At 66.4% G+C, this 26603-nt stretch carries 16 protein-coding genes and 1 pseudogene; 9 read left to right on the top strand and 8 right to left on the bottom strand.

What is annotated here, in order from left to right:
* Positions 1 to 34 precede the first annotated feature (34 nt).
* Positions 35 to 1414: an ABC transporter substrate-binding protein gene (locus tag AC6IW9_RS08345; RefSeq protein ID WP_497771303.1), complete on the top strand. Its 1380-nt coding sequence runs from the start codon at positions 35 to 37 to the stop codon at positions 1412 to 1414.
* Between the two features lie 35 nt (positions 1415 to 1449).
* On the opposite strand, the gene AC6IW9_RS08340 is transcribed toward AC6IW9_RS08345, so the two are convergent.
* From AC6IW9_RS08340 to ribA, 6 genes are all read right to left on the bottom strand, one after another.
* The gene (locus AC6IW9_RS08340) at positions 1450 to 3828 is read right to left on the bottom strand and encodes an arylsulfatase (RefSeq protein ID WP_497771301.1); all 2379 of its coding nucleotides are present in this window, start codon (positions 3826 to 3828) and stop codon (positions 1450 to 1452) included.
* A gap of 159 nt (positions 3829 to 3987) precedes the next feature.
* Positions 3988 to 7197: an efflux RND transporter permease subunit gene (locus AC6IW9_RS08335; protein ID WP_497771299.1), complete on the bottom strand. Its 3210-nt coding sequence runs from the start codon at positions 7195 to 7197 to the stop codon at positions 3988 to 3990.
* A complete protein-coding gene (locus tag AC6IW9_RS08330) occupies positions 7194 to 10298 on the bottom strand; it encodes an efflux RND transporter permease subunit (protein ID WP_497771296.1) in 3105 nt (1034 codons plus the stop codon). The genes AC6IW9_RS08335 and AC6IW9_RS08330 overlap by 4 nt, the downstream gene beginning before the upstream one ends.
* Positions 10295 to 11605, bottom strand: coding sequence for an MdtA/MuxA family multidrug efflux RND transporter periplasmic adaptor subunit (locus tag AC6IW9_RS08325; RefSeq protein WP_497771294.1), 1311 nt, complete (start codon positions 11603 to 11605; stop codon positions 10295 to 10297). The genes AC6IW9_RS08330 and AC6IW9_RS08325 overlap by 4 nt, the downstream gene beginning before the upstream one ends.
* A 46-nt stretch (positions 11606 to 11651) precedes the next feature.
* On the bottom strand, positions 11652 to 13157 hold the full coding sequence (locus AC6IW9_RS08320) for a PepSY domain-containing protein (RefSeq protein WP_497771291.1): 1506 nt from the start codon (positions 13155 to 13157) through the stop codon (positions 11652 to 11654).
* A 214-nt stretch (positions 13158 to 13371) separates the two neighbouring features.
* Positions 13372 to 14508 (bottom strand): GTP cyclohydrolase II RibA, encoded by a 1137-nt coding sequence (gene ribA, locus AC6IW9_RS08315; protein WP_497771289.1) that lies wholly within the window; start codon positions 14506 to 14508, stop codon positions 13372 to 13374.
* 177 nt (positions 14509 to 14685) lie between these two features.
* Between ribA and AC6IW9_RS08310 the strand changes: the two are divergent.
* A pseudogene (locus tag AC6IW9_RS08310) lies at positions 14686 to 15126 on the top strand (cytochrome b); the annotation flags it as partial.
* On the opposite strand, the gene AC6IW9_RS08305 reads toward AC6IW9_RS08310, so the two are convergent.
* A complete protein-coding gene (locus AC6IW9_RS08305) occupies positions 15087 to 16019 on the bottom strand; it encodes a class I SAM-dependent methyltransferase (RefSeq protein ID WP_497771286.1) in 933 nt (310 codons plus the stop codon). The pseudogene AC6IW9_RS08310 and the gene AC6IW9_RS08305 sit on opposite strands and share 40 nt — an antisense overlap.
* 300 nt (positions 16020 to 16319) lie before the next feature.
* Between AC6IW9_RS08305 and AC6IW9_RS08300 the strand changes: the two genes are divergently transcribed.
* From AC6IW9_RS08300 to AC6IW9_RS08290, 3 genes are all read left to right on the top strand, one after another.
* Positions 16320 to 17711: an aryl-sulfate sulfotransferase gene (locus tag AC6IW9_RS08300; RefSeq protein WP_497771283.1), complete on the top strand. Its 1392-nt coding sequence runs from the start codon at positions 16320 to 16322 to the stop codon at positions 17709 to 17711.
* 26 nt (positions 17712 to 17737) lie between these two features.
* A complete protein-coding gene (locus AC6IW9_RS08295; protein WP_497771280.1) occupies positions 17738 to 18061 on the top strand; it encodes an acylphosphatase in 324 nt (107 codons plus the stop codon).
* A 105-nt stretch (positions 18062 to 18166) separates the two neighbouring features.
* A complete protein-coding gene (locus AC6IW9_RS08290) occupies positions 18167 to 19633 on the top strand; it encodes an MBL fold metallo-hydrolase (RefSeq protein ID WP_497771277.1) in 1467 nt (488 codons plus the stop codon).
* Between the two features lie 71 nt (positions 19634 to 19704).
* On the opposite strand, the gene AC6IW9_RS08285 is transcribed toward AC6IW9_RS08290, so the two are convergent.
* Positions 19705 to 20019 (bottom strand): YdhR family protein, encoded by a 315-nt coding sequence (locus tag AC6IW9_RS08285; protein WP_497771274.1) that lies wholly within the window; start codon positions 20017 to 20019, stop codon positions 19705 to 19707.
* A 209-nt stretch (positions 20020 to 20228) separates the two neighbouring features.
* On the opposite strand from AC6IW9_RS08285, the gene AC6IW9_RS08280 reads away from it, so the two are divergent.
* The 4 genes from AC6IW9_RS08280 (at position 20229) to AC6IW9_RS08265 (ending at position 26551) form a co-directional block, all read left to right on the top strand.
* Complete coding sequence (locus tag AC6IW9_RS08280) at positions 20229 to 21272, top strand: alpha/beta fold hydrolase (protein WP_497771271.1); 1044 nt, start codon at positions 20229 to 20231, stop codon at positions 21270 to 21272.
* Positions 21273 to 21315: 43 nt separating this feature from the next.
* Positions 21316 to 21990, top strand: a complete 675-nt coding sequence (locus AC6IW9_RS08275) for a DUF938 domain-containing protein (RefSeq protein WP_497771268.1) — start codon at positions 21316 to 21318, stop codon at positions 21988 to 21990.
* 311 nt (positions 21991 to 22301) lie between these two features.
* Positions 22302 to 24575 carry an arylsulfatase gene (locus AC6IW9_RS08270; protein ID WP_497771265.1) on the top strand — a complete coding sequence of 758 codons (2274 nt, stop codon included), beginning with the start codon at positions 22302 to 22304 and terminating at the stop codon, positions 24573 to 24575.
* Positions 24572 to 26551, top strand: a complete 1980-nt coding sequence (locus tag AC6IW9_RS08265; RefSeq protein WP_497771261.1) for a cytochrome c3 family protein — start codon at positions 24572 to 24574, stop codon at positions 26549 to 26551. Before AC6IW9_RS08270 ends, AC6IW9_RS08265 begins: the two co-directional genes overlap by 4 nt.
* Positions 26552 to 26603 lie beyond the last annotated feature (52 nt).

Genomic DNA, 26603 nt, shown 5'->3' with positions numbered 1-26603 from the left:
CCGCGCGGGCGCGGGTAAAGAGGATCGACCGACAATGGGCGCTATTCGAATTTACTCGCTTCTCCTCTGCGTTCTGGCGTTCGCGCATCCCTCGCGCGCCGAGACGATTCGAGTGGCGATCGGCGTCCAGGACACGACGATCAATTGCGCCGCCGGAGGCCTGCTGATCCGGGAGCTCGGCCTGCTCGAACGATATCTGCCGCGCGAGGGAAAGTACAAGGACGCGGCCTACGACATCCAATGGAAGAATTTCACCAGCGGCGCGCCGATCACCAATGAGATGGTCGCGGGCAAGCTCGATTTCGGCGTGATGGCGGACTTCCCGGGCGCATTGAACAGCGTCGCTTTGCGCAAGGCGGGGAGGAGCAGCAGCTTCATCGTCGTGCTGTCGGGCAGCGAGAGAGGCAGCGGCAACGGAATCGTCGTTCCTTCCGGCTCCCGCGTCCAGACGCTCGCCGATCTGAAAGGGAAAACCATTTCCGTTCCCTTCGCCTCGACCGCGCACGGCATGCTGCTGCGCGCGATCGCCGATCTCGGCTGGACGGCGGACAAGGACGTCAAGATCATCGCGCAGGCGCCGGAGGTCGCCGGATCGGCGCTGCAGAGCGGCCAGATCGACGCCCATGCGGATTTCGTTCCCTTCGCCGAGTTGTTTCCCTATCGCGGCTTCGCGCGCAAGATCTTCGACGGGGCGCAGGCGGGCGTTCCGACCTTCCACGGCGCGCTCGTGGACCGCGCCTTCGCCGACAAATATCCGGAGATCGTGACGGCCTATCTGCGCGCGGCGATCGAGGCGAATCGTCTTCTTTCACGCGAGCCGGAAAAATACAGCGAGCTGATCGCGCGCGTGACCGGGATCGAGGCGCCGGTCATCTATCTCTTCCTCGGTCCGCACGGCTTGCAGACGCGCGATCTCACATGGAGGAAGGAATATCGCCGCGATCTCGCGACCTCGATCGAAACGCTGCTGCTGCTGAAGCGGGTGGATGCGCCGCTCGATCCGAATGCCTTCATCGACGAGCGCTTCATTCGCGAGGCTTTCGCAGAGTCCGGGCTCGATTATGACGCGACGCTCGAGGCGCCGGCGCGCGCCGCAGCGGAGGACGATGCGCGCGTCGCCGAGATTTGGCTCGCGGACGAGAGCGAAACGCGCCGCTATGCGTCGCCGCAAGCCGCTCTCCGCGCTCTCGCGGCTTTCGAGCGGCAGGGAAAGCGGGCCCGCGCGATCTATGTACAGGACGCGATCAGCGGCGTCCGGCTGTTCGCCGATCGCGCGTCTTTCGTCGCGGATCCCGCCGGCCGGCTCGACGCGTTCTTGTCGAGGGTCGAAGCGGATGAGCGCGCGCGGCGAACGGGCGGCGCGACGCTGGATTTCGCCGCGGCGAAGTCGGCAGCCGCGCTCTCGGCCCGATGAAGCGCGGATCGCTGTGAGAAAATGTGGCGCCGCGCTCAGGGCGCGACGTCGATCTCGACCTTGTCGATTTTTCCCGTGAATGGAAACGGTCCCTCATAGGCGTTCGACACGGACGAGCCGCTATCCTTGCCGACGTCGAAGGATTCGGTGATCGAGCTGCCGAACCCGCCGAAGTCGCTGAGATGCGTCTGCGCGACTTGCGCGCCGTCCAGGAACAGCGTGGCGGTTCCGGGCCGCGCCTTGGCGAGCAGCGCGGTCGAAAGCAGCCCCTTGACGCTCTCCGTCAGCGAAGGGTCGACATCGAACCGGAATTGGATGCGCGACTTGCCCTTCGGCAGCGGCGTCGACGACGCCAGCGTTTCGCGAATCTTCCCGAAAGTGTTGCTCTCATAGACGAGCTTGCCGTCCTTCACGAACAGGCTGTAGCCGCCGTAGCGGCCGCCGCGCGCGACGATCACGCCCTCGGCGCCGTCGCCCGAGTCGATCTCCGCGGCGAGACGGTGGGAGCGCGCGCCGACCTCCGGAACGATCTGGGCCGGCAGTCGGTCCACGCCGGAGCGATAGACGAAATGCGTCCTGCCGGCGATCGGCGACGGCGTCGCGGCGGGCGATGGGATCGGCACGAGCGGATAGACGCCGTTGCGGCGCGCTTCCTTGTCGAATTCCGCCCGCAGCTCCGCCAGCTTTTCCGGATATTTCGCCGAGAGATCCTGCGCCTCGCTGAAATCCTCGGCGACATTGTAGAGTTCCCAACGGTCGTTCTCGAAGCCGCCGCGGAACACTCTGCCGATGTCGGCGAACATGTCCCAGGGCGCGTAACGGCGCGCGCCGGCGACCCAGCCGTCCTTATAGATCGCGCGATTGCCGAAGATCTCGAAATATTGCGTCGTGTGCAGGCTCTTCGCCGTGGGGTCGGTGAAGCTCGCGACCAAGCTCTTGCCTTCGAGCGGCGTTTGCGTCACGCCGTCGACCTTGTCGGGAAAGACGATCCCCGCCGCGTCATAGATGGTCGGCGCGATGTCGTTGACATGGCCGAACTGGCTGCGCACCGCCTCGGAGCGCGAGACATGCCCGGGCCAGGAGACGACGAGCGGATTGCGCGTGCCGCCGAAATGCGAGGCGACCTGCTTCATCCATTTGAACGGCGTCGTCGTCGCCCACGACCAGCCGGCGGCGTAGTGATTGTCGTAGAGCGGGCTGCCGAGATCGGAGAGATGCGAGATCATCTCGGACACATTGTCCTTCGCGCCCTGAAGCACGCCGATATTCGTCTCCGAGCCGGTGAGGCCGCCTTCCGCGCTGCCGCCATTGTCGCCGACGACATAGAGGACGAGCGTGTTCTCCGCCTTACCTTCGTCGCGGATCGCCTTCAGCAGACGGCCGACCTCGTCGTCCGTATGCGAGAGGAAGGCGGCGTAGACCTCCATCTGATGCGCATAGAGTTTCTTCTGATCCGCGTCGAGCGAGTCCCAGGCGGGCAGGCCTTCGGGCCGCGCGGTGAGCACGGCGCTCGCCGGAACGACGCCCAGCGCCTTCTGCCGCGCGACAGACTCCTCGCGCAGCTTGTCCCAGCCCTGATCGAACTTACCCTTGTATCTGTCGATCCATTCTTTCGGCACATGCAGCGGAGCATGCGTCGCGCCCGTCGCGAAATAGAGAAAGAACGGCTTGTCGGAGGCGACGGCGTCGTGCTGATGCAGCCAGCGGATCGCGTCGTCGACGAGATCGCTTGTCAGATGATAGCCCTGCTCGGGCTTTCGCGGCGGCTCGACGGCGACGGTGTTGCGATAGAGTTGCGGCTCCCATTGGCTCGTCTCGCCGAACATGAAGCCGTAGTAGTATTCGAAGCCGAGTCCGGTCGGCCAATGGTCGAAGGGGCCGGCCGGGCCGATCTCCCATGTCGGCGTGTTGTGCCATTTTCCGAACGCCGCCGTGCTGTAGCCGTTGAGCCGCAGCACTTGCGCGATCGACGCGGTCTCCTTGGGCCAGATGGAGTTGTAGGCGGGATAGCCCGTGGCGACATCGGCGAGATTGCCGAAGCCCGTCTGGTGATGATTGCGCCCGGTGAGCAGCGCGGCGCGCGTCGGCGAGCAGATGGCGGTCGTATGAAATTGATTGTAGCGCAAGCCGCCGGCGGCGAGCCGATCGAGTTCGGGGGTCGCGGCCGGACCGCCGAAGGTCGCCGACGCCGCGAAGCCGACGTCATCGAGCAGGATCAACACCACATTCGGCGCGCCGGTCGGCGCCTGAACGGGAGCCGGAAAGGAGGGAGCGGATGCTTCGCGGGTGTCGGCGATCTTTCCGCGAAACGGCTCGGCGGGCTTCGGCAGCTCCTCGAGCGCCCGGGCCCCGTCGTGGCCCGTGACGAAGGCGGCGACGAATAGCCCGGCTCCGATCCAATTCTGCTTGCGCATCTCGATCTCGCTGTCTGAGGCTCGCCGCGCTCGGCGGACGCTCAAGAGAGAGAAGGCTAGCGCGCACGGCGACATATGTCTATCTTCTTAGTCTATATAAGATGGATTTTTGGAGCATTTTTCGTGGCAAATATCGTTTTTTGGAATATTGTCGATATCTTAGTAAGACTTTGTCGCCGCTTCAGGATCGCCGTGACGGCATTCATTCGCTCCCTCGCGCCGCCCGGCGCGTGAACCGAATCTCGTTCGCAGCCGGTCGATGTAGAGAAATACCACCGGCGTGGTGTAGAGCGTCAATATCTGGCTGACGAGCAGCCCTCCCACGATGGCGATGCCGAGCGGGCGTCGCATTTCCGCCCCTTCGCCGGAGCCGATCGCGAGCGGCAGAGCGCCGAACAGCGCGACCAGAGTCGTGATGAGAATAGGTCGAAAGCGCGCGCGGCAGGCTTCGCGGATCGCCTCTTCCGGGGAAAGTCCCTGCCGGCGCTCCGCGTCCAGGGCGAAATCGACGAGGATGATGGCGTTCTTCTTCACGACGCCGATGAGAAGCAGGACGCCGATCATGGCGATGATGCTGAGCTCCGTCCCGCAGGCGAGCAGAGCGAGAAAGGCGCCGACGCCGGCCGACGGCAGAGTCGACAGGATCGTCAGCGGATGCAGGAAGCTCTCATAGAGAACGCCGAGCACGATATAGACCGCGGTCAAGGCGGCGGCGATCATCAGAGGCTGATTGGCGAGCGCGTCCTGATAACCGGCGGCGTTGCCGGAGAACACGCCCTGGATCGAGCCCGGCGCGCCCGATTTGGCGATCGCTTCCGAGATCGCGCTCGCGGCGTCGCCCAGCGATTTCCCCTCGGCCAGATTGAAGGAAATGGTGATCGCCGCGAAATGGCCTTGATGATTGACCTGCAGCGGCGTCACGCCATCGTCGAATCGCGCGAGCGAGGAGAGCGGGATCATCGGCGCCGCCGCGCTGTTGACCGCGCTGCTCCCGCTCGCCGAAGCGCGCGGAGAGAACACGCGCCGCATCCCCGCGGCGTTCGCGCCGATATAGAGACCCTCGAGCGACTCCTTCGCCTGCTGGAAATTCGGCGCGACCTCCATCACCACGTGATATTGATTGAGCGGCTCGTAGATCGTCGACACCTGCCGCTGTCCGAAGGCGTCATAGAGCGTATTGTCGATCGCGCTCGTGGCGAGGCCGAGACGCGCGGCTTTGGCGCGATCGATGACGATCTCGCGGCGCAGGCCCTTGTCCTGCTGGTCGGAGCTCACGTCGAGGAGCGTCTTGTCGCGCCGCAGGGCGTCGACGATGAGCGGCGCGAAGGTCCGCAATTGCTCGAGATCGTCGGAGAGCAGCGTATATTGAAACATCGCATTGCCGGTTCGCCCGCCCATGCGAATATCCTGCACCGATTGCAGGAACAGGCTCGCCCCGCCGATGCGGGCGAATTTGGGACGCAGGCGCGCCATGATCTCGTCGGCGGACGCCTTGCGCTCGTCGAGCGGTTTCAATGTGACGAGCATGTCGGCGATATTGACCGGACCGCCGGGTCCGAAGCTTCCGCCGATCACGGCGGACGCCGAGGCGACGCCGGGATCGGCTTCGAGGATCGCGACGAATTGCACCATCTTCTCCTTCATCGCGGCGAAGGAGATGCTCTGATCGGCGACGACGGCGCCGCGCATGCGTCCCGAATCCTGGATCGGAAAGAAGCCTTTGGGCACGATCTGGAACAAATGGACATTGAGAGCGATCGCCGCGAGCAGCGTCGCGAGCGTCATCGCCGGTCGACGAAGAGCGCCGTCGAGCGTGCGCACATAGAAGCGATGCAGGGCCGAGAAGGCGCGTTCGCTCCATCGCAGCAGGAAAAAGCGCGGCGACCCCGCATGGCCGCGCAGGATGAGCGAGCAGAGCATCGGCGTCGCGGTGACGGAGAGGACGAGCGAGACGAGGATCGCCACGGACAGCGTCATGGCGAATTCCCGCATCGTCCGGCCGATGATGCCGCCCATGAACAGAATCGGCAGAAACACCGCCACCAGCGACAGACTCATCGAGAGGACCGTCGGCGCGACCTCGCGGGCGCCGACGAGCGCGGCCGAGCGCGGAGGCTCGCCCGCCTCGATGCGGCGCGCGATATTCTCGACGACGACGATGGCGTCGTCGACGATGAAGCCGGTGGCGATGGTGAGCGCCATGAGCGACAGATTGTTCAGGCTGTAGTCGAGGAGATACATCGCGCCCAATGCGCCGATGAGCGAGACCGGAACGCAGACGGTCGCCGGAACGGTCGCCCGGGCGTCCCGCAGCGACAGAAAGACGATGATCGCCACGAGAACGATGCTGATGAGAAGCGTCAATTCGATTTCGTGCAGGGATGCGCGGATCGTCAGCGTGCGATCCTGGACGATGCGCAACTCGACATCGGCCGGCAGGGCCGCCGCCAGCGGCCCAGTCAAGGCCCTGATGCGGTCGACGAGCTCGATGAAATTGGCGCCGGGCTGCCGATAGATCCGAATCTGCACGGCGGTCCGGCCGTTGCTCACTCCGTAGTTGCGGACGTCCTCGACCGAATCGACGACCTCGGCGACGTCCTTCAGCTTCACGGCCGCGCCCTCGCGATAAGCGACGACGAGCCCTTCATAATCCGCCGCCTTGCGCGACTGGTCGTTGGCGTAGAGCGTCAGGCGCCGGTCGCCCTCGTCGAGGGCGCCCTTCGGACCGTTGAAATTGGCCGCCTGCAGCGTCGCGCGCACATCCTCGAGCGAAACGCCATGCTCGAACAGCGCCGGCGAGTTGAGCTCGACCCGCACGGCCGGCAGCGCCGCGCCGCCGACCGAAACCTCCCCTACCCCTTCGATCTGCGCATATTTCGGCTGCAGCACATTCGACGCGACCTCGAACAGCTGCCCGGACGTCAGTCGATCCGAGAACAGAGCCAATATCACCACCGGCACTTCCGCCGGATTGGAGGTGCGAAAAGTCGGATTATTGCGCAGCGCCTGGGGAAGATCCGCGCGCGCGGCGGCGATCGCCGCCTGTATGTCGCGCTGCGCGCCGTCGATGTTGCGGTCGAGATCGAATTGGAGCGAGATTCGCGTCGAGCCGAGCGAGCTCGACGACGTCATTTCGGTGACGCCGGCGATCTGCCCGAGCCGCCGCTCCAGGGGCGTCGCCACCGACGCCGCCATGGTCTCCGGGCTCGCGCCCGGTATCGAAGCGGTGACGCCGATCACCGGAAAATCGATATTGGGAACCGGCGCCCTCGGCAGAAGGAAGGAGGCGGAAACGCCGGCGAGCACGAGGCCGAGCATCAAGAGGCTCGTCGCCACCGGCCGGGCGATGGCCGCCGCCGTGATGTTCATGCCGCTTCATGCTCCCTTGCGATCGCGGCTCGAAACGGCGCGGCTTTCGTCCAGCCGTCGAAAGCGAGATAGATCACCGGCGTCGTGAACAGCGTGAGAATCTGGCTGAAGATCAGCCCTCCGACGATCGAGACGCCGAGCGGCTGGCGCAGCTCGGCGCCTTCGCCCGAGCCGAGCATCAAGGGCAGCGCGCCGAGCAGAGCGGCGAGCGTCGTCATCAATATCGGCCGGAAGCGCAGAATGCAGGCCCTGTAGATCGCGTCGCGCGGCGAGAGGCCCTCGTCCCGCTCCGCCTGCAGGGCGAAGTCGATCATCATGATGGCGTTCTTCTTGACGATGCCGATGAGGAGAATGACGCCGATGATTCCGATGACGCCGAGATCGTCGCCCGCCAGCATCAGCGCGAGCAGCGCGCCGATGCCGGCGGACGGCAGGGTCGACAAGATCGTGAGCGGGTGGATGTAGCTCTCATAGAGCACGCCCAGCACGATATAGACCGTGACGATCGCGGCGAGAACGAGCAGCAGCGTGCTGGTCGAGGAGGCGTTGAAGGCCTGCGTCGCGCCTTGAAAGACGGTGATCACGCTCGCCGGCGTCCCGACCGCGGCCTGCGCGGCGCGCAGCGCCTCCATCGCGGCGCCGAGCGAGTAGCCGGGAGCGAGATTGAAGGAGATCGTCGTCGCGGGAAATTGCGCGAGGTGATCGATGGTGAGCGGCGCGGCGATTTCTCGGACGGAGACGAAAGTCGCGAGCGGCGTCTGCTGCCCGCCGTTCGTCGGGACCCGCAATTCGGCGAGCGTCTCGCGCCCGGAGCGTCCGCGCGTCACAGCTTCGAGAATGACGCGATATTGACTGGTCTGAGTGAACAGCGTCGAGACGATGCGCTGGCCGAAGGCGTCGTAGAGGATGTTGTCGATGATGGCGACGCCGACGCCATAGCGCGCCGCCTTTTCACGATCGATCTCCACGAACAGCGCATTGCCGCCGTCCCGCGCGCTGCTCGAGACGTCGCGAAGCGCAGGAGCGCGCGACAATTCGTCGACGAGACGGCCGGCGTAGTCGGAGAGCTCCGCGGGATTGGCGTCCTGCAGAGCGAAATGAAATTCGCCGCGGCTCACGCCCGCGTCGATCGAGAGATCCTGCGCCGGCTGCAGGAACAGCGCGCCGACCGCGCGCGTCCTCGCGGCATCCTGCAAGCGCCGCGTGACGACCGCGATCGGATCGGCGCGCTCGCCTTTGGGTTTCAGCTTGATCAGCAGGCGCGCGCTGTCGAGCGTGCGGTTCACGCCGTCGACGCCGAGAAAGGACGAGACATTCTCGACGGCCGGATCCTCGAGCAGCAGCGCGACGAGATCGAGCTGCTTGCGCGTCATCGCTTCATAATTGAGCGACTGGCCGCCTTCGAAGAACCCTTGGACGAGGCCCGTGTCCTGCGTGGGAAAGAATCCTTTCGGGATCGTCAGATAGAGCGCGCCGGTCAGCGCCAATGTCGCGACGAAGACGGCGAGCGTGGCGCGGGAATGCGCGAGAACGAAGCGCAGGGCGGCGGCATAGGCGTCGATCAGGCGATCGAACCAGTCATGGGCGTCCTTCCCGTCATGCGTATGGGCGTCGCGGGCCGTCAGCAGCTTCGCGCACAGCATGGGCGCGAGCGTCAGCGAGACCACCGCGGAAATGACGATGGTGGCGGAGAGCGTGACGGCGAATTCGCGGAACAGCCTCCCCACCACATCGCTCATGAACAGCAGCGGAATGAGCACGGCGATGAGCGAGATGGTGAGCGAGACGATGGTGAAGCCGATCTCGCGCGCGCCGATGAGCGCGGCGGACAGCGGCGTCTCGCCGCGCTCGATATAGCGCGCGATATTCTCGATCATGACGATGGCGTCGTCGACGACGAAGCCGGTGGCGATCGTCAGCGCCATCAGCGTCAGATTATTGAGGCTGTAGCCGAGCAGATACATGACGGCGAAGGCGCCGATCAGCGACAAGGGCACGGCGACGCTCGGAATGATCGTCGCGCGCGGGCTGCGCAGAAAGACGAAGATCACGGCGACGACCAGCGCGATAGAGAACAGGAGCTCCATCTCGACGTCGTGGATCGAGGCGCGAATCGCCGTCGTGCGGTCGGTGAGAACCGCCAGATCCACGGCGGCGGGCAGAGACGCGGCGAGCGCCGGCAGCAGCGCCTGGATCTGATCGACCACGGCGACGACATTGGCGCCGGGCTGGCGCTTCACATCGACGATGATCGCCGGCTCGAGATCGGTGAAGGCGCCGAGCTCGCGGTTTTCCGAGCCGTCCGCCACTTCGGCCACATCCTGCAGACGCACCGGGCCGGCCGGCCGATAGGCGACGACGAGGCCTTCATAATCGCGCGCGCTCTGCAGCTGGTCGTTGGCGTCGATGGCGAACTGCCGGCTGCGCCCGTCGATCGTCCCCTTCGGCAGATTGACATTGGCGTTGGAGATCGTGGCGCGCAGATCCTCGAGCGAAAGGCCGTGCGCGGCGAGCTTCGCCGTATTGGCGCGCACCACGACGGCCGGGCGATGGCCGCCGGAGACGCTGACCAGTCCGACGCCGGAGAGCTGCGAGATTTTTTGCGCGATGCGGCTGTCGGCGAGGTCCTGCACCTGCGTCAGGGGCATGGCCTTGGAGCGCAACGCGAGGGTCAGCACCGGCGCGTCGGCGGGATTGATCTTGGCGTAGACCGGCGGCGCCGGCAGATCGGTGGGCAGAAAGCTCGCCGCGGCGTTGATCGCCGCCTGCACCTGCTGCTCGGCGGCGTCGAGAGACAGCTTCAGGCTGAATTGCAGGGTGATGATCGAGGCGCCTCCGGAACTCGTCGACGCGATCTCGGTGAGACCCGGCGTCTGGCCGAGCTGGCGCTCGAGCGGCGCGGTGATGGTCGCGGCGACGACCTCCGGACTGGCGCCGGGATAAAAGGTGCGGACCTCGATCGTCGGATAGTCGATCTGCGGCAGAGCGGACACGGGCAGCAGGCGGAAGCCGATGACCCCGGCGAGAAAGATCGCGGCCATGGTCAAGGTGGTCGCGACCGGCCGCTCGATGAAGGGACGCGAAATGTCGAAGGCGCTCATCGCGCCTCGGCTTTCTCTGCTCGCCGCGCCCCGTCCGCCGGAGGCTCCCTGCGGCCGCCGGCGAGCGCCGCGGCCTGCTCGCCGGGCTTTGAGGGCTCGCTCTTCGGCGGACGCGTCACGACGACCTTGGCGCCGTCGCGCAGGCGATCGACGCCCTCCACGACGACGCGCTGGCCGGGCTCCAGGCCGCTCTCGATCACCGCGCGCTCGCCGTCGCTCGGGCCGAGCCGCACCGCGCGCACGGCGACCTTGTCGTCGCCGTCGAGCGCATAGACGAACGGCCCCTTGGCGCCGCGCTGAACGGCCGCGGCGGGAGCGACGACCACGTCCTTCAACGTCTCGACGGTCAATTCGGCGTTGACGAATTGATTGGGGTAGAGCGTCTCGGCGTCATTGGCGAATTCGGCGCGCAGCCGCACCGTGCCGGACGACGCGTCGATCTGATTGTCGATCGCATAGAGCGCGCCGCGGGCGAGCTGCTCGGAGCGCTCGTGGTCATAGGCGACGACGGCGAGCTTCTCGCCGGAGCGGAATCGCTTCAGAACGCTCTGCAGCTTCGCCTCCGGAAGGCTGAAGATGACGGTGATGGGCGAGAGCCGGGTCACCACGGCGATGCCGTTCGGATCGCTGGTCTGGACAATGTTTCCGGGATCGACGAGGCGCAGCCCGATGCGGCCGCCGATCGGCGCGGCGATGCGCGTATATTCGAGATCGAGCCGCGCGCGGCCGACCAGCGCGCGATCGATGTCGACCGCCGCGCGATATTGTCCGATCAGCGCTCTCTGCGTGTCGAGCTGCTGTCCGGAGACGCCGTCCTTGATTCTGCTGCGCAGAGATTCGTAACGCGAAAGATCGCGTTCGGCGTTTCTGAGGAGCGCCTCGTCCTTGTGCAGCTGGCCCTCCGCCTGAGCGAGGGCGAGCTCGAACGGGCGCGGATCGATCTCGGCCAAAATATCGCCGGCCGCGACCTCCTGGCCTTCCGTGTAACGCACCTTCAACAAAGGCCCGGAGACTTGCGGCTTGACGACCGATGTCGCCGTCGCCGTCACCGTGCCGAGCGCCGAGACGGCGACGGGAAAATCGCCGCGCACGATCTCCGCCGCCGCGACCGCCGTCGCCGGCCCGCGCGCGCCGCCGGGCGCGGTGCGGGCGGCTTCGCCCGGAAAATAGCGCCAGGCCGCGAAGGCCGCGCCGGCGATCAGCGCGACGACGACGATGCGCGACACGCCGAGCCGTTTCACGATACGCTGCACGCCGAACTCCGGAACTCGCGAAGAAGAGGCGGCGTCGCTGACATCGGAACTCATTGGATCGAACTCCGCGCGGATACGAATTTCCCTGCCATGTCGCCGATCAGGCCTTCTGCGCTGCGAGCGCGCGCCGCTCCCTTTGTGGCATGCTGCGGCGCAGCCGGCGCCAGGCGAGCACGACCGCGGTCGTCGACAGAGCGAGGCCGAAGGACACCCAGAGCGCCATCCAGCCGTTCCACAGCCATGCATTGCGGAACACGCCGAAATCCCAATGGTGGACGGCGGAATAGAGCCAGCGATAGAGCCGCCGGCTCGTGTCGATCTTGGCCAGCAGGCGGCCGTCGACAGGATCGATGTAGAGCGAGGTGTGGCCGGCGTCCGCGAGATCGACCCGCAGAACGGGAAGCGGCTTGTCGATCCGGGATTGATGGTGGGTGGGGTAGTAATAGCTGTCGTAGTCGATCAGCAGCTCGCGGCCGGAGATCGGCGTCGTTCCCGCGAGGCGCGCGGCCGCGGCGGCGAGGGCGTCCTCGCCGAAGGCGGCCTTGGTTCGGCTCGTCTCGACCGGGCGCCGCTCGCCGTCGCGCGAGACGGCGAGGAGAACGGCGTCGTCGCCGAGCCGGCTCCAGGACAGCGCGACCGTTTCCGGCGCCAGCGCCGTGGCCGCGGCGGACGAGGCGCCCGCCAGGGCCGTGGGCTCCGCGGCGCTTCGATAACGCGCGACTTCCTCCGGACTCGCCGTCGGCTGCGAGAAGATCTGCCCGGGATTTGTGGAGAAGAAGCCGCTCGCCGCCCACAAGAGGGCGAAGACGCCGCCGATGAGCCCGGCCCAGAAATGATAGGCGAAAAAGAATTCGCGATAGGGTTGCGTGCGGCCGCGCGAATAGGTGGGCCGGCCGAAGAATCCGGGCTTCCATTTCACGAAGCCGAGAACGACGCCGGTGACGGCGGCGGCGGCCGCGAAGAATCCGGCCCAGGACAGCGCCGCGCGGCGATAGTCGCCGGCGCCGACGAGATCGAGCCAGCGGAAGAGATGGAGCCAATTGCCGGCGTAGATCAAAGCGCGCTCGCCGCGCGTCGCCGACTGCACGACCTCGCCCGTGCGCGCCGAGACGACGATCTCGCGTCCGTCCGGCGCCGCGAAACGATGGAAGGGCCGCAGCGCGTCCGCGTTGCGGACGCCGACGGGCGCCTCTTCCGAACCGAGATAGGCGAGCTCGGCGCCCTCGGCCCAGAGGTCGGCGACGCGGCGCGCCTGCTCGGAGGAGAAGACGATGGGCGCGCCGTCCAGCGCCGAAACGGCCGAGCGCTGGCCGAATTGGTTCTCGATCAGCCACACGGGCGCGCCGGCGATGCGGACGAGGCGCCCTTCGGCGATCACGCCGTCCTCCTCTCCGGTTCGCCCGCCGCGCGCGCGCGCCTCGAGCGCTTCGCCGAGGGAGAGCCAGCTCGCCTCGGGCGCGAGGCTCTCGGCATGGGCGAGCTGCTGCGCGCGGGCGATCGGCGGCGCGGCGAGAAAGGCGATGACGAGTCCCGTCGAGAACCAGACGAGCATGAACAGCGCCAGCACGACGCCGATCCAGCGGTGCAGAAAAATGAGACTATTCATGGGGTCCGATGCTTTCTTCGAGGCGCGCGCCGGCCGGGGTCCGAGCGCCGGGGGCGCGTCGCAGATGAAATTTGGGCTTCGGCGCGGCGCGTCTCCGCCCGCCGTCGCCGTTTCGGCGACCTCGGCGGCGGCGCGCCGCGTTCCGATCATTTTATATAATATCGATAGGAATAATCAATGCTCCTTTGCCGTGCGGCATTCATCGCCGCGCCCGTCAGATCGGCGATCGATCGACGAGGTAGCGGACGCGGCCGTTCGCGCGCGGAGCGCGATCGAGATCGATGAGATGGCCCGCCTTGTCGCGCTTGGCCGCGAGATAGCGTTCGTTATGCGCGTTGCGCCGCCCCAAGACGCGCTGATCGGCGACGACCTCGAGGCCCGCCGCGCCGAGCGCCGCGATCTTCTCGGGATTATTCGTCAGCAGCCGCACACGTTGCGCGCCGAGCGCCTTCAGCATGGCGGCGGCGAAGTCGAAGCGACGGCCGTCCTGCTCGAATCCGAGTGTCTCGTCGGCGTCGTAGGTGTCGAAGCCATGGGCCTGGAGATCATAGGCCAGGATCTTGTTGCCCAGTCCGTTGCCGCGCCCTTCCTGATCGAGATAGAGGAGCACGCCGCCGCCGTTCTCGGCGAAATGGCGCGCGGCATGGCGCAATTGATCGCCGCAATCGCATTTGAGGCTGCCGAAGAGATCGCCGGTGAGGCAGGCCGAATGCAGCCGGACAGGGACGGGCTCGGCGAAATCGGGCTTGCCGATGATGATCGCCGTCTGGTCGCGCAGCCCTTCGCCGCCGCGGAACACGACGAATTCGGCGTCGGCCGCGCCGTCGAGCGGCACGCTCGCCCGCGAGACGATGCGCAGCCTCGCGGCGCAGTCGATGCGATAGGCCGTCACATCCGCCAGTCGGACGCCGAGCAGGCCGGGAAAGGCGGCGTCCGCCACGGGCGCCTCGGCGACGATCGCCCCAGGGAGCGCCTGCGCCAGCCGCATCAGCTCCAGAGCGCCCAGTTCCAAAGGCGTTACGGCCTGCAGCGGTTCGGCGAGGCGGGCATGCGGATCGAGCGCGAGAGTCGCCAGCCGATCCGGATCGAGATCGGCGATTGCGACGGCGCCGGCCTCCTGCGTCGCGACGCCGAGACGCCGCAGCCGCGGCGCGGTCAGCGCGAGCCGCGCCGATCCGGACGGCAGCAGCGCGCAGAGCGCAGTGTCGAGCGCGTCGACGGCGGCGACGAACGCATGCGTCGGCGCGTCGCGGAGGATGACGGGCCGACCCGCGCGGATCTCCGCGATCGCACGTTCGACGTCGACGCCCGTCGCGCAGGGCGAGCCTCGTGAAACAGAAAGAGCCGACACGGAGCCTCCGGATCGAGGGACGGATGAGCCAGAGGTATAATTCGTTTATCCCATCTAACAAGTCTATTTGTCGCTCGGCGGACCCGCTCCGGCGCGAGATGCCCTCGACACGGACGAAGATCCGTTCGATTATCGCTTCATCGGCCGAGCCGCGCGCGCATCCTCGAGGGAAGTCCGATGGAGTATTCCCCACTCGCCAAGCTGCTGCATTGGACCGTCTCCGCGCTCGTCGCCGCCCTGATCCCGATGGGCCTCGTCATGGCCGATCTCTCCCCCGGCCCTCTTCAGGATCGCCTGTTCGTGCTGCACGAATCCTTCGGCGTCGCGCTGCTCGGCCTCATGCTGCCGCGCATGCTCGTGCGGCTGCGCGCCGCCGTGGAGCCCGCGCCTCTTCCTCCGGCCGAGCGCGCCCTGGCGAGAGTCGTGCCTCTCGCTCTCTATGGCCTGCTGCTGTTCACGCCGCTCGTCGGCTGGGCCGCGCTGTCCGCCTATGGGCTCGGGCCAAATCTGTTCGGCTCGATCGAACTACCGACTCTCCTCGCCAAGGACGAGCCGCTGTCGAAGACGCTCTTTTCCATTCACGAAACCGCTGCTTTCGCGATCGGCGCGCTCGTCCTCCTGCATGTCGCCGGCGCGTTGCGCCACGGTTGGGGAGAAGGAAGCGTCATCCGGCGGATGGCGCTGAACGGCAGGGCGAGCAGATCGACATGGCCGATTCGGCACGCCCTGCGCCTCTGTGCGCGCCAATCGCGGATCTCGGCCGGCGATGCTAATCCGGTCTCGAGAACAGCCTGCGCCGCGCCTTCGGCGAGCGCGTCGATCAGCGGCGCGTCGCCGTCGCCGAGCCGCCACGGACTGGCGGCGGACGAGACGCGATAGCCCTGCGCCTCCAACGCCGTTCGCAGGATCGCCGCGGCGCGCGGGCCGGCGGCCGGGCCGAATCCCTTGTCGCGGCGCTGATGGACGTGAAACGCTTCGAGCATGGCGGCGTCCTGCTCATGGGCCGGCGACCAGAACTCGTTGCCGTCATAGGTCAGAGCCGCATAGAGCGGCGCGCCGCGCGCGGCCAGCGCCGCGGCGAAACGCGCGATCCATTCCGCCGAGACGAGATCGAAGAACGCCGCCGCAGTGACGAGGTCGACCGGCTCCGCCAGCGTCCTCTCCACTCCCGACGCGAGATCGGCGAGGCGGCATTCGATATGGATGCGGCGCCCGCTCTTCGCGATGACGAGCGGATCGCGGCTCTCGACAAAATCGCCCCATGCGGCGAGCCGGCTCCGCGCGGCCTCGAGCAGCGCGGGATCATGATCGATGAGACGCCATCTCTGACTCGCCGGAAGGACGGATGCGAAGCCGCGCAGATTGGAGCCGGCGCCGCAGGCGAGATCGACGATCTCGACATGGTCCCGCCCTTCGAACAGCGCGCCCGCAGCGTCGCGCAGATCGACGCTGCGGGCGCGATGGTCCGCGCCTTCGCGCAGATCGAGCCAATCAGAGGAAAAACCGCTCACGGCGCCTGCTTCGCGGCTGCCCCGATCGACCGCGCTCGCGCTCGGTCTCGGCGCAATGCGTCTCGCGGGGATGAATACGGGCCTTCATCGTCTCTGTCTTTTTGCGCCGACAGCGCCCGTCTTCGCATGGCTCGCAGCAAAAAACAACCTCGAAACCTCATGAATCAGATCGATGTTGCTCCCATACGAGGGCAAGACAACGCAATAAATTTCATATCAAAAATTCCTCTTGCGGCCCATTTATCATATCTATCGAGTATGATAAAAGCGCCGATTATCGTGGCAGTGTGGGAGCCTCCCATGGCGGCGCATCGAACTTCATTCAAGCCTCTTCTCTCGAAACTCCTCGCGCTCGCCGTCTCCTCGGCCGCGACGCAGACACTGGCCGCGCCCAGCGTCTATCCGACCGGAACCACGATCTACGATCCGGCGCGGGCGTATAACTCTTATGTGCTCTTCACCGGCGGCGACGACGTCTCGCGTCTCGTCGACCTCACCGGCGCGGTCGTGCACGAGTGGAAATATCCCGGCCAGCCGGTCGCCTTCATCGATCCCGCGCTCGTCGGCGGCGCGCGCGGACATGTCTTCGTCACGCTGGAGAGCGAGGACGGCAAAGGAACCGATCTGGCGCCGGGCCGCACGCAGACCCGCATTCGCAAGACGGTCGGCGAGGTCGACTGGGACGGCGCGACGCTGTGGAGCTTCGGCAAATCCGCGCCGGACGGCCGCTCGCATCAGCATCACGACATTGCGCGGTTGCCCAACGGGAACACGCTGGTGCTCGCCAATCTCTCCTATCCGCTTCCCGGCTTCGCCGCGCCGCAGGTGCTGGACGACGTGGCCTATGAAGTCGATCCCGACGGCGACATCGCCTGGACCTGGGCGGCGTCGGACCATATCGACGAGATCGGCTTCACGCCCGAGGAAGTGAAACTGATCAAGAGCTCCAAAAATCCAGATTATCTGCATGTCAACAATCTGAAGCCGGTCGGTCCCAATCATTGGTTCGACGAAGGCGACCAGCGCTTCGCGCCGGACAATCTGATCTTCGATTCGCGCAATGCGAATTTCATCGCCATCATCGATCGCAAGACGCGCAAGATCGTATGGACGCTCGGCCCCCATTTTCCGCCGGCGACGGCGGAGGGCGGCGCGGCGGCGCGCAAGGTTCCGCGGCCCGTCGACCAGATCTCCGGGCAGCATGACGCGCACATCATTCCGAAGGGCCTTCCCGGCGCCGGCAATCTGCTCGTCTTCGACAATCAGGGAGAAGCCGGCTATCCCCGCGCGGCGCTGAGCGTCATCGGCGGCTCGCGCGTGCTGGAGATCAATCCGGTCACCAGAGAGATCGTCTGGCAATATACGGGCGAGAGCTCCGGCAATCGCGGCTGGACCTTCCGCAGCACGCATATCAGCAATGCGCGGCGGCTGCCCAACGGCGACACTTTCATCGACGAAGGACAGTTCGGCCGCTTCTTCCAGGTGACGCCCGAAGGCGAGATCGTCTGGGAATATATCAATCCCTATCCGCGCCGCGGCAAGGATGCGGAGACCGGGCGGCCGACGCTGGATTACAGCGTCTATCGCGCGCAGCCGGTTCCATACGACTGGGCGCCCGCGGGAACGCCGCATTCCGAAACGCCGGTGGCGCCGCCCGAAAATGTCGGCTTCCGTCTCTTCTCCGCGAAATGACCGCCCGACTGTCCGAGGAGGCTTCCTTGCCGCACGAGAATTCCGTGACCGGCGAGACGCGGATCGCGCGCATCGTCGTCGTCGGACGTGTTCAGAATGTCGGCTATCGCGTCTTCGTCGCGCGCGAGGCGGGGCGGCTGCATCTCGCCGGATGGGTGCGCAACCGCAGCGACGGATCGGTCGAGACGCTGATCGCAGGTCCGCCGCTCGCCGTCGAGGAGTTCCTCTCGCTCGCCGCGCTCGGTCCGGCGAGCGCGCTCGTCGAATCCTTCCGCATCGAGGACGCCGACGCGCGCGCGCTCGGCGAGGGCGGCGGCGAGAGCGGATTCGTCGCTGCGCCCGCCGTCTGAAATTTCCGTCCTTCGCCCGCCGTCGCCGCGCGGACCGACGGCAGGGCGATCATGTTCCGAGCGCACGCGAGGGACGCATCGCTCCGCAAAAGAGAGAGGTTGTTCATGCCGAAATCGACCGCCAGGATTCTCGCCGGCATCGGCGTCTCGGCGCTGACCTTCGCCGGCGCGGCGAAAGCGGCCTCGCTGCAGGAAGCGGCGACGCTGCTCTCGGCGACCAGCATCAAGAGCCTGGAGTTCTCGGGCTCCGGCCATTGGCGGCAATTCGGCCAGGCGCCCGTCCCGGGCGGCGATTGGCCGAAATTCGACGTGTCCGCCTATAGCGCCGCGATCGATTTCGCCAAGCAGGGCGAACGCGTGCAGCTCACGCGCAGCCAGACGCCGGACGGACGCGCGCGGCCGGCGCCGGTCGAGCAGAAATTCGAATGGAGCGTGCTCGGCGACACGGCCTGGAATGTCGCGCCGCCGCCGGGCGCCGCGCCCGGAGCCGCTCCGGTCGCGACCGCCGCTCCCGCCGCCGTCGAAGAGCGCATCGCCGACATATGGACCACGCCGCAAGGCTTTCTGAAAGCCGCGCTGACCCATGGCGCCAAATCCGAAGCGGCTGGCGCGAATGTCGAGGTTTCCTTCGCGATCGGCGATCATCGCTATGTCGGGACCATCGGCGCCGATAATCACGTCGCGTCGATCCGCACCTGGATCGACTCGCCCGTGCTCGGCGACACGCTGCTGGAGACGACGTTCTCCGACTATAAGGATTTCGGCGGGCTGCATTTCCCGACGCATATCCATCGCAGCGCAGGCGGCCATGAGGTTCTGCATCTCGCCGTCGCGGCGGCCAAGGCGAATGGCGCGGTCGATATTTCGATACCGGCGGGGCTCCCGCCGGTCCCCGCGGTCAAGGTCGCATCCGAGAAAATCGCGGACGGCGTCTATTATTTGACCGGCGGCACGCATCACAGCGTCGCCGTCGAGGAGAAGGACCATGTCGTGCTCGTCGAGGCGCCGCTCAACGAAGAGCGCTCGCTGGCCCTGATCCAGAAGGTGGGCGAGCTCCTTCCGGGCAAGCCGATCAAATATGTGATCAACAGCCACGTCCATTTCGATCATTCGGGCGGGCTGCGCACTTTCGTCGACGCGGGCGCGACCATCGTGACGCAGACCATCAGCAAGGCGTTCTACGAAAAGGCCTGGGCGTTCCCGCATACGCTGCGTCCGGATCGTCTGGCGGCGTCGAAGAAGGCGCCGAAATTCGAGGCCTATGAGCACGAGCACGTGCTCGGCGAAGGCGACCACAGAATCGAGGTGCGTCACATCGCCGGCAGCGGTCATTCCGACGATCTCGCGCTCGTCTATCTGCCCAAGGAGAAGATCGTCGTCGAAGCGGACGCCTATACGCCCGGGCCCGTGGGCGCGCCTGCGCCGAAGACGCCGAATCCGTTTTCGGTCAATCTCTACGAGAATATTCAGAAGCTCGGGCTCGATGTGGAGCGGATCGCGGGCTTGCACGGCCGCGTGGCGAGCCTCGACGAGTTGCGGACGGCGATCGGCCGGCAGACCGCGGCGCAGTAGCAGTTGAAACGCCCGGTCGCGCGCGGCGCGCGGCCGGGCCCCACGGTCCGTGAGCGGAGGGCGCCGACGCCTCAGGAATAATAGGGCGAATGGATCGCCTTGCTCGCTTCGGCGACGACATCGCCGTCATAGAGCCGCACCGTCAGCGAGCCGCCCAATTGCTGCGCCGCCTCGGCGAGATAGCCGACCGCATAGGCTTTCGCATTCTCGAGCGAGTCGAATTCGTAGAAGCCGCCGATCGTATTGGTGTTGATCCCCGAAAGCCATGTCTTGCTCTTCAAGCCGGGGTTCTTCTTCATCGCCGTGTCGATCTCCTTCCACGGGATTTTCTCGAATGGAATGGAAACCTGGATCTCGGCATAGAGAAAAATCTTCTTGACGCTCATCTGTCCCTCCGAGGCTCGAGCACGACCGTTCGCCAGCCCATCGCAATAACCTACACAAACCTACTCATCTAACAAGATAGATTGGCCGAACATGGAGACATGTATCATATATTATTGATATTAATATATATTTGTCACATGTCCCGCTAGTCTCTTGACCAAATTGATATGATATTGCAGTCTCGCGCGAACCGGTGAGGACGCGCAAGGTGACGGCAAGCTACTACTCTCAGGCCCTGCACGGACCGTTCGACTCCTACGAGCTCGGCGACTTCGAGCTCGAGAGCGGCGACAAGATTCGCGGCCTGACGCTCGCCTACGCCACATTCGGAAAATTGTCGCCGAGGCGCGACAACGCCATCCTGTTCCCGACATGGTATTCCGGCACGTCGAAAGTCCTCGAGTTCGCCTATGTCGGCGCGGGCCGCGCGCTCGATCCCGAAAAATATTTCATCATCCTCGTCAACCAGATCGGCGCGGGCCTCTCCTCCTCGCCGAGCAATTCCGCGCCGCCCTTCGACGCGGCGCGCTTTCCGCGCGTCTCCATCGCCGACGATGTGCGCGCCCAGCATCGTCTGGTGACGGAAGCCTTCGGCGTCGAAAGGCTGGCGCTCGTTCTCGGCGGATCGATGGGCGCGCAGCAGACCTATGAATGGGCCGTGCGCTTTCCGAACGCCGTGCGCCGCGCCGCGCCGATCGCCGGCCTCGCGCGGGGAACGGCCCATAATCGTCTGCTGGTCTCGACCTTCATCGACGCCATCGTCTCCGACCCGGCCTTCGATGGCGGCTGGTATGAACGCGCGGCGGTCGTTCATCGCGGCCTGCGACGGCACGCGCGGCTCTTCGCCGCGTCGGGATTCACGCCCGCGCTGTTCAACCGCCGCGGATGGAGCGAGCTCGGCTTCACGACGGCGGATGATTTCCTCACCGGCTTCGTCGAAGGCCATTTTCTTCCGCAGGACCCGAATAATCTCGTCCTGCTCTTGTCCAAATGGCGCGACGCCGACGTGTCGCGTTCGACGAATGGCGATCTCGCGCAGGCGCTCGGACGCATCGGCGCCAAGACATTCGTCATCGCCATAGAGGAGGACGGCTTCTTTCCGCTCGCCGACATTGCGGCGGAGCAGAAGCTGATCGCGAACAGCGAGCTGCGGCGCATCTCCTCGCCATGGGGCCATCTCGCTCTCTTCGGGACCGACCCCGCCTACAACGCCGCCATCGACCATCATCTCGAAGAACTGCTCGCGGCCTGAGCCGCGAGCGCGCCCTCATCCGCCCGCAACCGAGGAGAACGCCATGTCGACCATCGCAACGAGCGCCACGGTTCCCGCCGATCGCCCGCCGATCGATCCCTATCCGCTGAGCCCTTATGTCGCCTGGGCGGGCAACCGCAACCGCGATCCCATTCTCTCGGTGTTCAAGGACATCTTTCCGAAGAGCGGCAATGTGCTGGAGCTCGCCAGCGGCGCCGGAAACCACATCAATTATTTCGCGCCGCACTTCGCCGGGCTGAGCTTTCAGCCGTCGGACTATGACGTCGACGTATTCGAGACGATCAAAAAGAAGCGCGCGGAAGCAGGCAATTCCAATGTCGCCGATCCGGTGCGGATCGATCTCACCGATCCCGCCACCTGGCCCGATCCGAAGGATCGGCTCTATGACGTGATCTTCGTCGTCAATCTGTTCCAGGTCGCGCCGGTCGCGATCGCCGACGGCATTGCCCAAGTCGCCGCGCGTGTGCTGACCGAGGACGGCTTCCTCGCGATCTATGGCCCGTTCAAGATCGAGGGCAAATATACGACGCCGTCCAACGAGTCCTTCGACAAGGAGATCCTCGCGGCCAATGTCGCCGAATGGGGATTGAAGGATGTGAAGGATCTCGAGAGGGCGGCGGCGGCCCACGGCGTCGCGCTGAAGAAGGTCCTCGATCTTCCGGCCAACAACTTCATCCTGATCTTCGGCCGCGCCTAGCGGTCGAAGCGATTCGAACGACGCACGGCGGAAAAGCCCTTCCCTCCCCTCCGCCGCGTCCCGCGGGAGAGGGGGCGGCCGACGTTTCGCAAAACTCTTGTGAAGCGCCGAGTCTGCTCCCTCTCCCGCGAGCGACGAAAGGTCGAGTTCGGGCTCCTCCCGCCATCCACGGAATCGACGCGCGCAGCGCCCTCGGTTCGCATGAAAATCGCCCTCGGTCAGGCCTGGACCGGCGGCGCCGCGCCGAACCGCCGCCCGATCTCCCGGCGAGAACCGCGCGGCGATCCACGCTGTCCATTCGGATGTTCGATATGAAGAAGAGAACGCTCGCGCTGGCGCTCGCAATCCTGTTTTATACGGCGGCCGCCTCGACGGCGAGCGCCCAAGTCGTCTCCAAAACCGAGACGCCGGGCTGGCCGAAAGAGCCGCAGGCGGCGCCCGGCGCGCCGAATATCGTGCTGGTGCTGCTCGACGACGTGGGGTTCGGCGCGACCGCGACCTTCGGCGGCGCGACGGCGACGCCGGAGCTCGACAGACTCGCCCGCTCGGGCCTGCGCTACAACGCCTTCCATGTGAGCGCATTGTGCTCGCCCACGCGCGCCGCTCTGCTCAGCGGCCGCACCGATCATCAGACCGGCTTCGGCACGGTGGCGGATGCGGCGGCGCCTTTCCCCGGATATAACGCCCATTGGCCGAAGAGCGCCGCCTCCATCGCCCGTGTGCTGCGCGACAATGGCTACAGCACCGCGGCTTTCGGCAAATGGCACAACACGCCCTATGCCGAGATCTCCCCGGACGGCCCGTTCGAGCGATGGCCCACGAGTCTCGGCTTCGAATATTTCTATGGCTTCCTCGCCGGCTACGACAGCCAATGGGCGCCGCGGCTCTATCGCGGCACAGTCCCAGCGGCTCCGCCCAAATCCATCGAGCAGGGCTATCATCTGACGAGCGATCTCGTCGACGACGCCGTGCATTGGCTGCGGCGTCACGAGGCGATCGCGCCGCAAAAGCCGTTCTTCCTCTATCTCGCGCCGGGCGCGACGCACTGGCCGCATCATGTTCCGAAGGACTTCATCGCGAAATATCGCGGCAAGTTCGACCAGGGCTGGGACCGACTGCGCGAGGAGACCTTCGCGCGGCAGAAGGCGCTCGGCGTCATTCCCGCCGACGCCGAGCTGACGCCGCGCCCTGCGGAGCTGCCGGCCTGGGATTCGCTCACGCCTGAGCAGCGCGCTCTCTATGCGCGCCAGATGGAAGTCTATTCCGCCTTTCTCGAACATACCGACCAAGAGGTCGGACGTCTCCTCGAGACACTGCGAACCGACGGGCTCGCCGACGACACGCTCGTCCTCTATATCGCCGGCGACAATGGCGGCAGCGGCGAAGGCGGGCTCGACGGCCGCGACCTCATCGATGCGGACGGCTCCGTTCCTCCGGCGCAGGAGCGGCTGAAGCAGGCCGACCGCTTCGGCGAAGAGCGTTTCGACAATCATTATTCCGCCGCCTGGGCCTGGGCGGGCAGCACGCCCTTCCAATGGCAGAAGCAGACGGCCTCGCATCTCGGCGGGTCGCGCGATCCGCTGATCGTCTCCTGGCCTGCGCGCATCGCCGACAAGGGCGGTCTCCGCACGCAGTTTCAGCACATCACCGACATAGCGCCGACGATCTATGAGGCGGCGGGCGTGAAATTTCCCGAGAGGGTCGACGGCGTTCGCCAAATCCCGCTCGAAGGCGCGAGCTTCGTGAAGAGCTTCTTCGACGCCTCCGCGCCGAGCTCCCACCCGCTACAAGCATTCGAGACCTCCGGCAATCGCGCGATCTACAAGGACGGCTGGTGGGCCGGCGCGCGCCATGTGCCGCCCTGGGGGCCGAGACGCGCCGATCTCACGCCGCTCGGTCAGCATCCTTGGGAGCTCTACGACCTCGCCCATGATTTTTCACAAGCGCATGATCTTTCCGCCGAGCGTCCGGAAAAGCTCGCCGAGCTCGTCGCCCTGTTCGAGACGGAGGCGAAGCGCACGCAGATCTATCCGATCCTTCCCGAGCGCAAGCCGCCGCCCTCGCCCGCCGACGGACGCGACGTGTTCGTCTATCGTCCCGGCGCGGACGATATCCCATCGCGCATCGGACCGAAATTCTCCGGCCGCGCGCACAGGATCGTCGCCGATCTCGTGGTTCCCGAAGGCGGCGCCGACGGCGTCATCTTCGCCGACGGCGGCGATTACGGCGGCTTCACGCTCTATGTGAAGGACGGCCTTCTGCAATATGACGCCAATTCCTTCGGCCGCATCACCGGACATGTCGCGTCGAAGGCGCGTCTCCCGACCGGCAGGCTGCGCGTCGCTTTCGAATTCACGCCGGCGCCGGGCGACGCGCCGAAGGGACCGCGCGGGCCGTACGCGGGAACGGGAAAGCTCATCGTCGCCGATGCGCCGGCGGGCGAAGGGCGGATCGAGAACCTCGTGCTCTCCTACAATGAGACGCTCGATGTCGGACGCGACGACGGCGCGCCGGTGAGTCCCGCCTATGCGTCGCCTTTCGCCTATGGAGGAGAAATCGAATCGGTGCGCGTGGAGCTGCGTTGATCGCGGTTTGCGCGCGCGCCGTTCTCCTCTGCCTCTGCGCGCTCGTCGTCTCGTCGGCGACCGCGCATTCGCAACCGGTCGCGGACGAAGCGGCGCGCCATGTCGGAAGCGTCGTCTGCGGCGAATGCCATGCCGCGCAGTCGCGCGCCTGGACGACATCGCATCATGCGCAATCCATGCAGGAGGCGACCGCTGCCACAGTTCTCGGCGACTTCGGCGACGTCGCCTTCGACGAGAATGGAAAGACCGCGCGTTTCTTCCGCCGCGGCGCGGCCTTCTTCATCGAGACGAAAGGGCCGGAAGGCGAAACGCGCGAGGAGCGCGTGCGCTACGCTTTCGGCGTCGCGCCGCTGCAGCAATATCTCGTGGAGGCGCCGGGCGGACGGCTGCAGGCCTTCGGCGTCGCCTGGGACTCGCGGCCGAAGGAGGAGGGCGGCCAGCGCTGGTTCAGTCTCTATCCGAAAGAGACGATCGCCTGGGGCGATCCGCTGCATTGGAGCAGCCGCAATCAGAATTGGAATTTCATGTGCGCCGATTGCCATTCGACCGGCGTGCGCAGGAATTACGACCTCGCGACGGACTCCTATCGCACGACGTCGACCGATGTGAACGTCGCCTGCGAAGCCTGCCACGGGCCGGGCTCGGCGCATGTCGCCTGGGCGCGCGGCGGCGCGGCGGCGAGCGCGAACAAAGGCCTCGTCGCCCCGGTGAGCGACGGCGCGGCGCGCGACCGTGCGGAAGTCTGCTTCCCCTGCCACTCACGACGCCGAGTCTTGTCCGAAGCGCCGGCGGCGGCGCGGCGCTTTCTCGACGACTATGCGCCTGTCCTGCTCGATGAAGGTCTTTATCGCGCCGACGGGCAGATCGAGGACGAGGTCTTCGAATACGCCTCTTTCCTGCAGAGCCGCATGTATCGCGCCGGCGTCGCCTGCATCGATTGCCATGAGCCGCATGGCGCTGCTCTGCGGGAGGAGGGCAACGCGCTCTGCGGCCGCTGCCATGATGCGGCGCGCTTCGACGTTTCCAGCCATCATCATCACGCGCCGGGCGCGCGGCAGGCGCAATGCGTCGCCTGCCACATGCCGAGCCGCGTCTATATGCAGATTCACGAGCGGCATGATCACGGCTTCCGCATCCCGCGGCCGGATCTCGCGCCGCTCGGCGTTCCGAACGCTTGCAATCACTGCCATTCCGACAAGCCGCCGTCCTGGGCCGCGGAAGCGATGCGCGGCTGGGGAAGCCGGCGCCTCGGTCGGGCCGGCGCGGCCAGCGCCATCGCCCTCGGCCGCAGAGCGGCGCCCAGGGCGGCTCGAGCGCTCGCCGCGGTCGCCGGCGACGCCGACGAATCGCCGATCATGCGGGCGACGGCGCTCTCGCTGCTCGCGCGCGCGCCGGGCGAGAGCGCGCTGAAGGCGATCGCCGCAGCGATCGGCTCCTCCGATCCTCTGCTGCGCCTCGGCGCGATCCGCGCGCTCGAGCCTTATGACGTCGAGACGCGCCGCCTCGCCTCGCCGCTGCTCGCCGATTCGACGAAGGCGATTCGTCTCGAAGCGGCGCGGCTCCTCGCCGCGGCCGGCGCCTCGGCCGAGGAATGGCTCGCCGCCGAGCTCGTCTCGGCCGATCGACCGGAGACGCATCTCGAGATCGGCGCGCTGCGCGCCGAACAGGGCCGGCCGCAGGAGGCGATGCGAGCCTTCGAGACGGCGCTGCGGCTCGATCCCAAATTCACGCCGGCGCGGCTCGATCTCGCCGATCTGCTGCGCAGCCTCGGGCGCGACGCCGAGGCCGAGGCGCCTCTGCGCGAAGCCGTGCGGCTCGATCCGAACGACGCGGCGGCGCATTACGCCCTCGCCCTCTGGCTGCTGCGCCAGAAGCGCGAGATGGAAGCGCGCGGCGAGATCGCCCGCGCCTTCGCGCTCGCGCCCGCCGATCCGGTCGTCGCTCGCGCCTATCGTCTCGCGACGCCGCCGCGGTGAGCGCGGCGGCGCGGTCTCGCTTCCATTAATTCTATTGCTTTGGTAAGAAAAG

The sequence above is a fragment of the Methylosinus sp. shoA genome (assembly GCF_059718125.1).
The sequence above is the reverse complement of the archived record's forward strand: the minus strand, read 5'-3'. Positions and strand labels throughout refer to the sequence as shown.

Bases quoted from the DNA above. Each gene is read 5' to 3' on its own strand.
- AC6IW9_RS08330 (WP_497771296.1), bottom strand. From the start codon at position 10,298: ATGAGCGCCTTCGACATTTCGCGTCCCTTCATCGAGCGGCCGGTCGCG.
- AC6IW9_RS08325 (WP_497771294.1), bottom strand. From the start codon at position 11,605: ATGAGTTCCGATGTCAGCGACGCCGCCTCTTCTTCGCGAGTTCCGGAG.
- AC6IW9_RS08300 (WP_497771283.1), top strand. From the start codon at position 16,320: ATGGCGGCGCATCGAACTTCATTCAAGCCTCTTCTCTCGAAACTCCTC.
- AC6IW9_RS08320 (WP_497771291.1), bottom strand. From the start codon at position 13,157: ATGAATAGTCTCATTTTTCTGCACCGCTGGATCGGCGTCGTGCTGGCG.
- AC6IW9_RS08335 (WP_497771299.1), bottom strand. From the start codon at position 7,197: ATGAACATCACGGCGGCGGCCATCGCCCGGCCGGTGGCGACGAGCCTC.
- AC6IW9_RS08270 (WP_497771265.1), top strand. From the start codon at position 22,302: ATGAAGAAGAGAACGCTCGCGCTGGCGCTCGCAATCCTGTTTTATACG.
- AC6IW9_RS08340 (WP_497771301.1), bottom strand. From the start codon at position 3,828: ATGCGCAAGCAGAATTGGATCGGAGCCGGGCTATTCGTCGCCGCCTTC.
- AC6IW9_RS08345 (WP_497771303.1), top strand. From the start codon at position 35: ATGGGCGCTATTCGAATTTACTCGCTTCTCCTCTGCGTTCTGGCGTTC.
- AC6IW9_RS08290 (WP_497771277.1), top strand. From the start codon at position 18,167: ATGCCGAAATCGACCGCCAGGATTCTCGCCGGCATCGGCGTCTCGGCG.
- AC6IW9_RS08275 (WP_497771268.1), top strand. From the start codon at position 21,316: ATGTCGACCATCGCAACGAGCGCCACGGTTCCCGCCGATCGCCCGCCG.
- AC6IW9_RS08285 (WP_497771274.1), bottom strand. From the start codon at position 20,019: ATGAGCGTCAAGAAGATTTTTCTCTATGCCGAGATCCAGGTTTCCATT.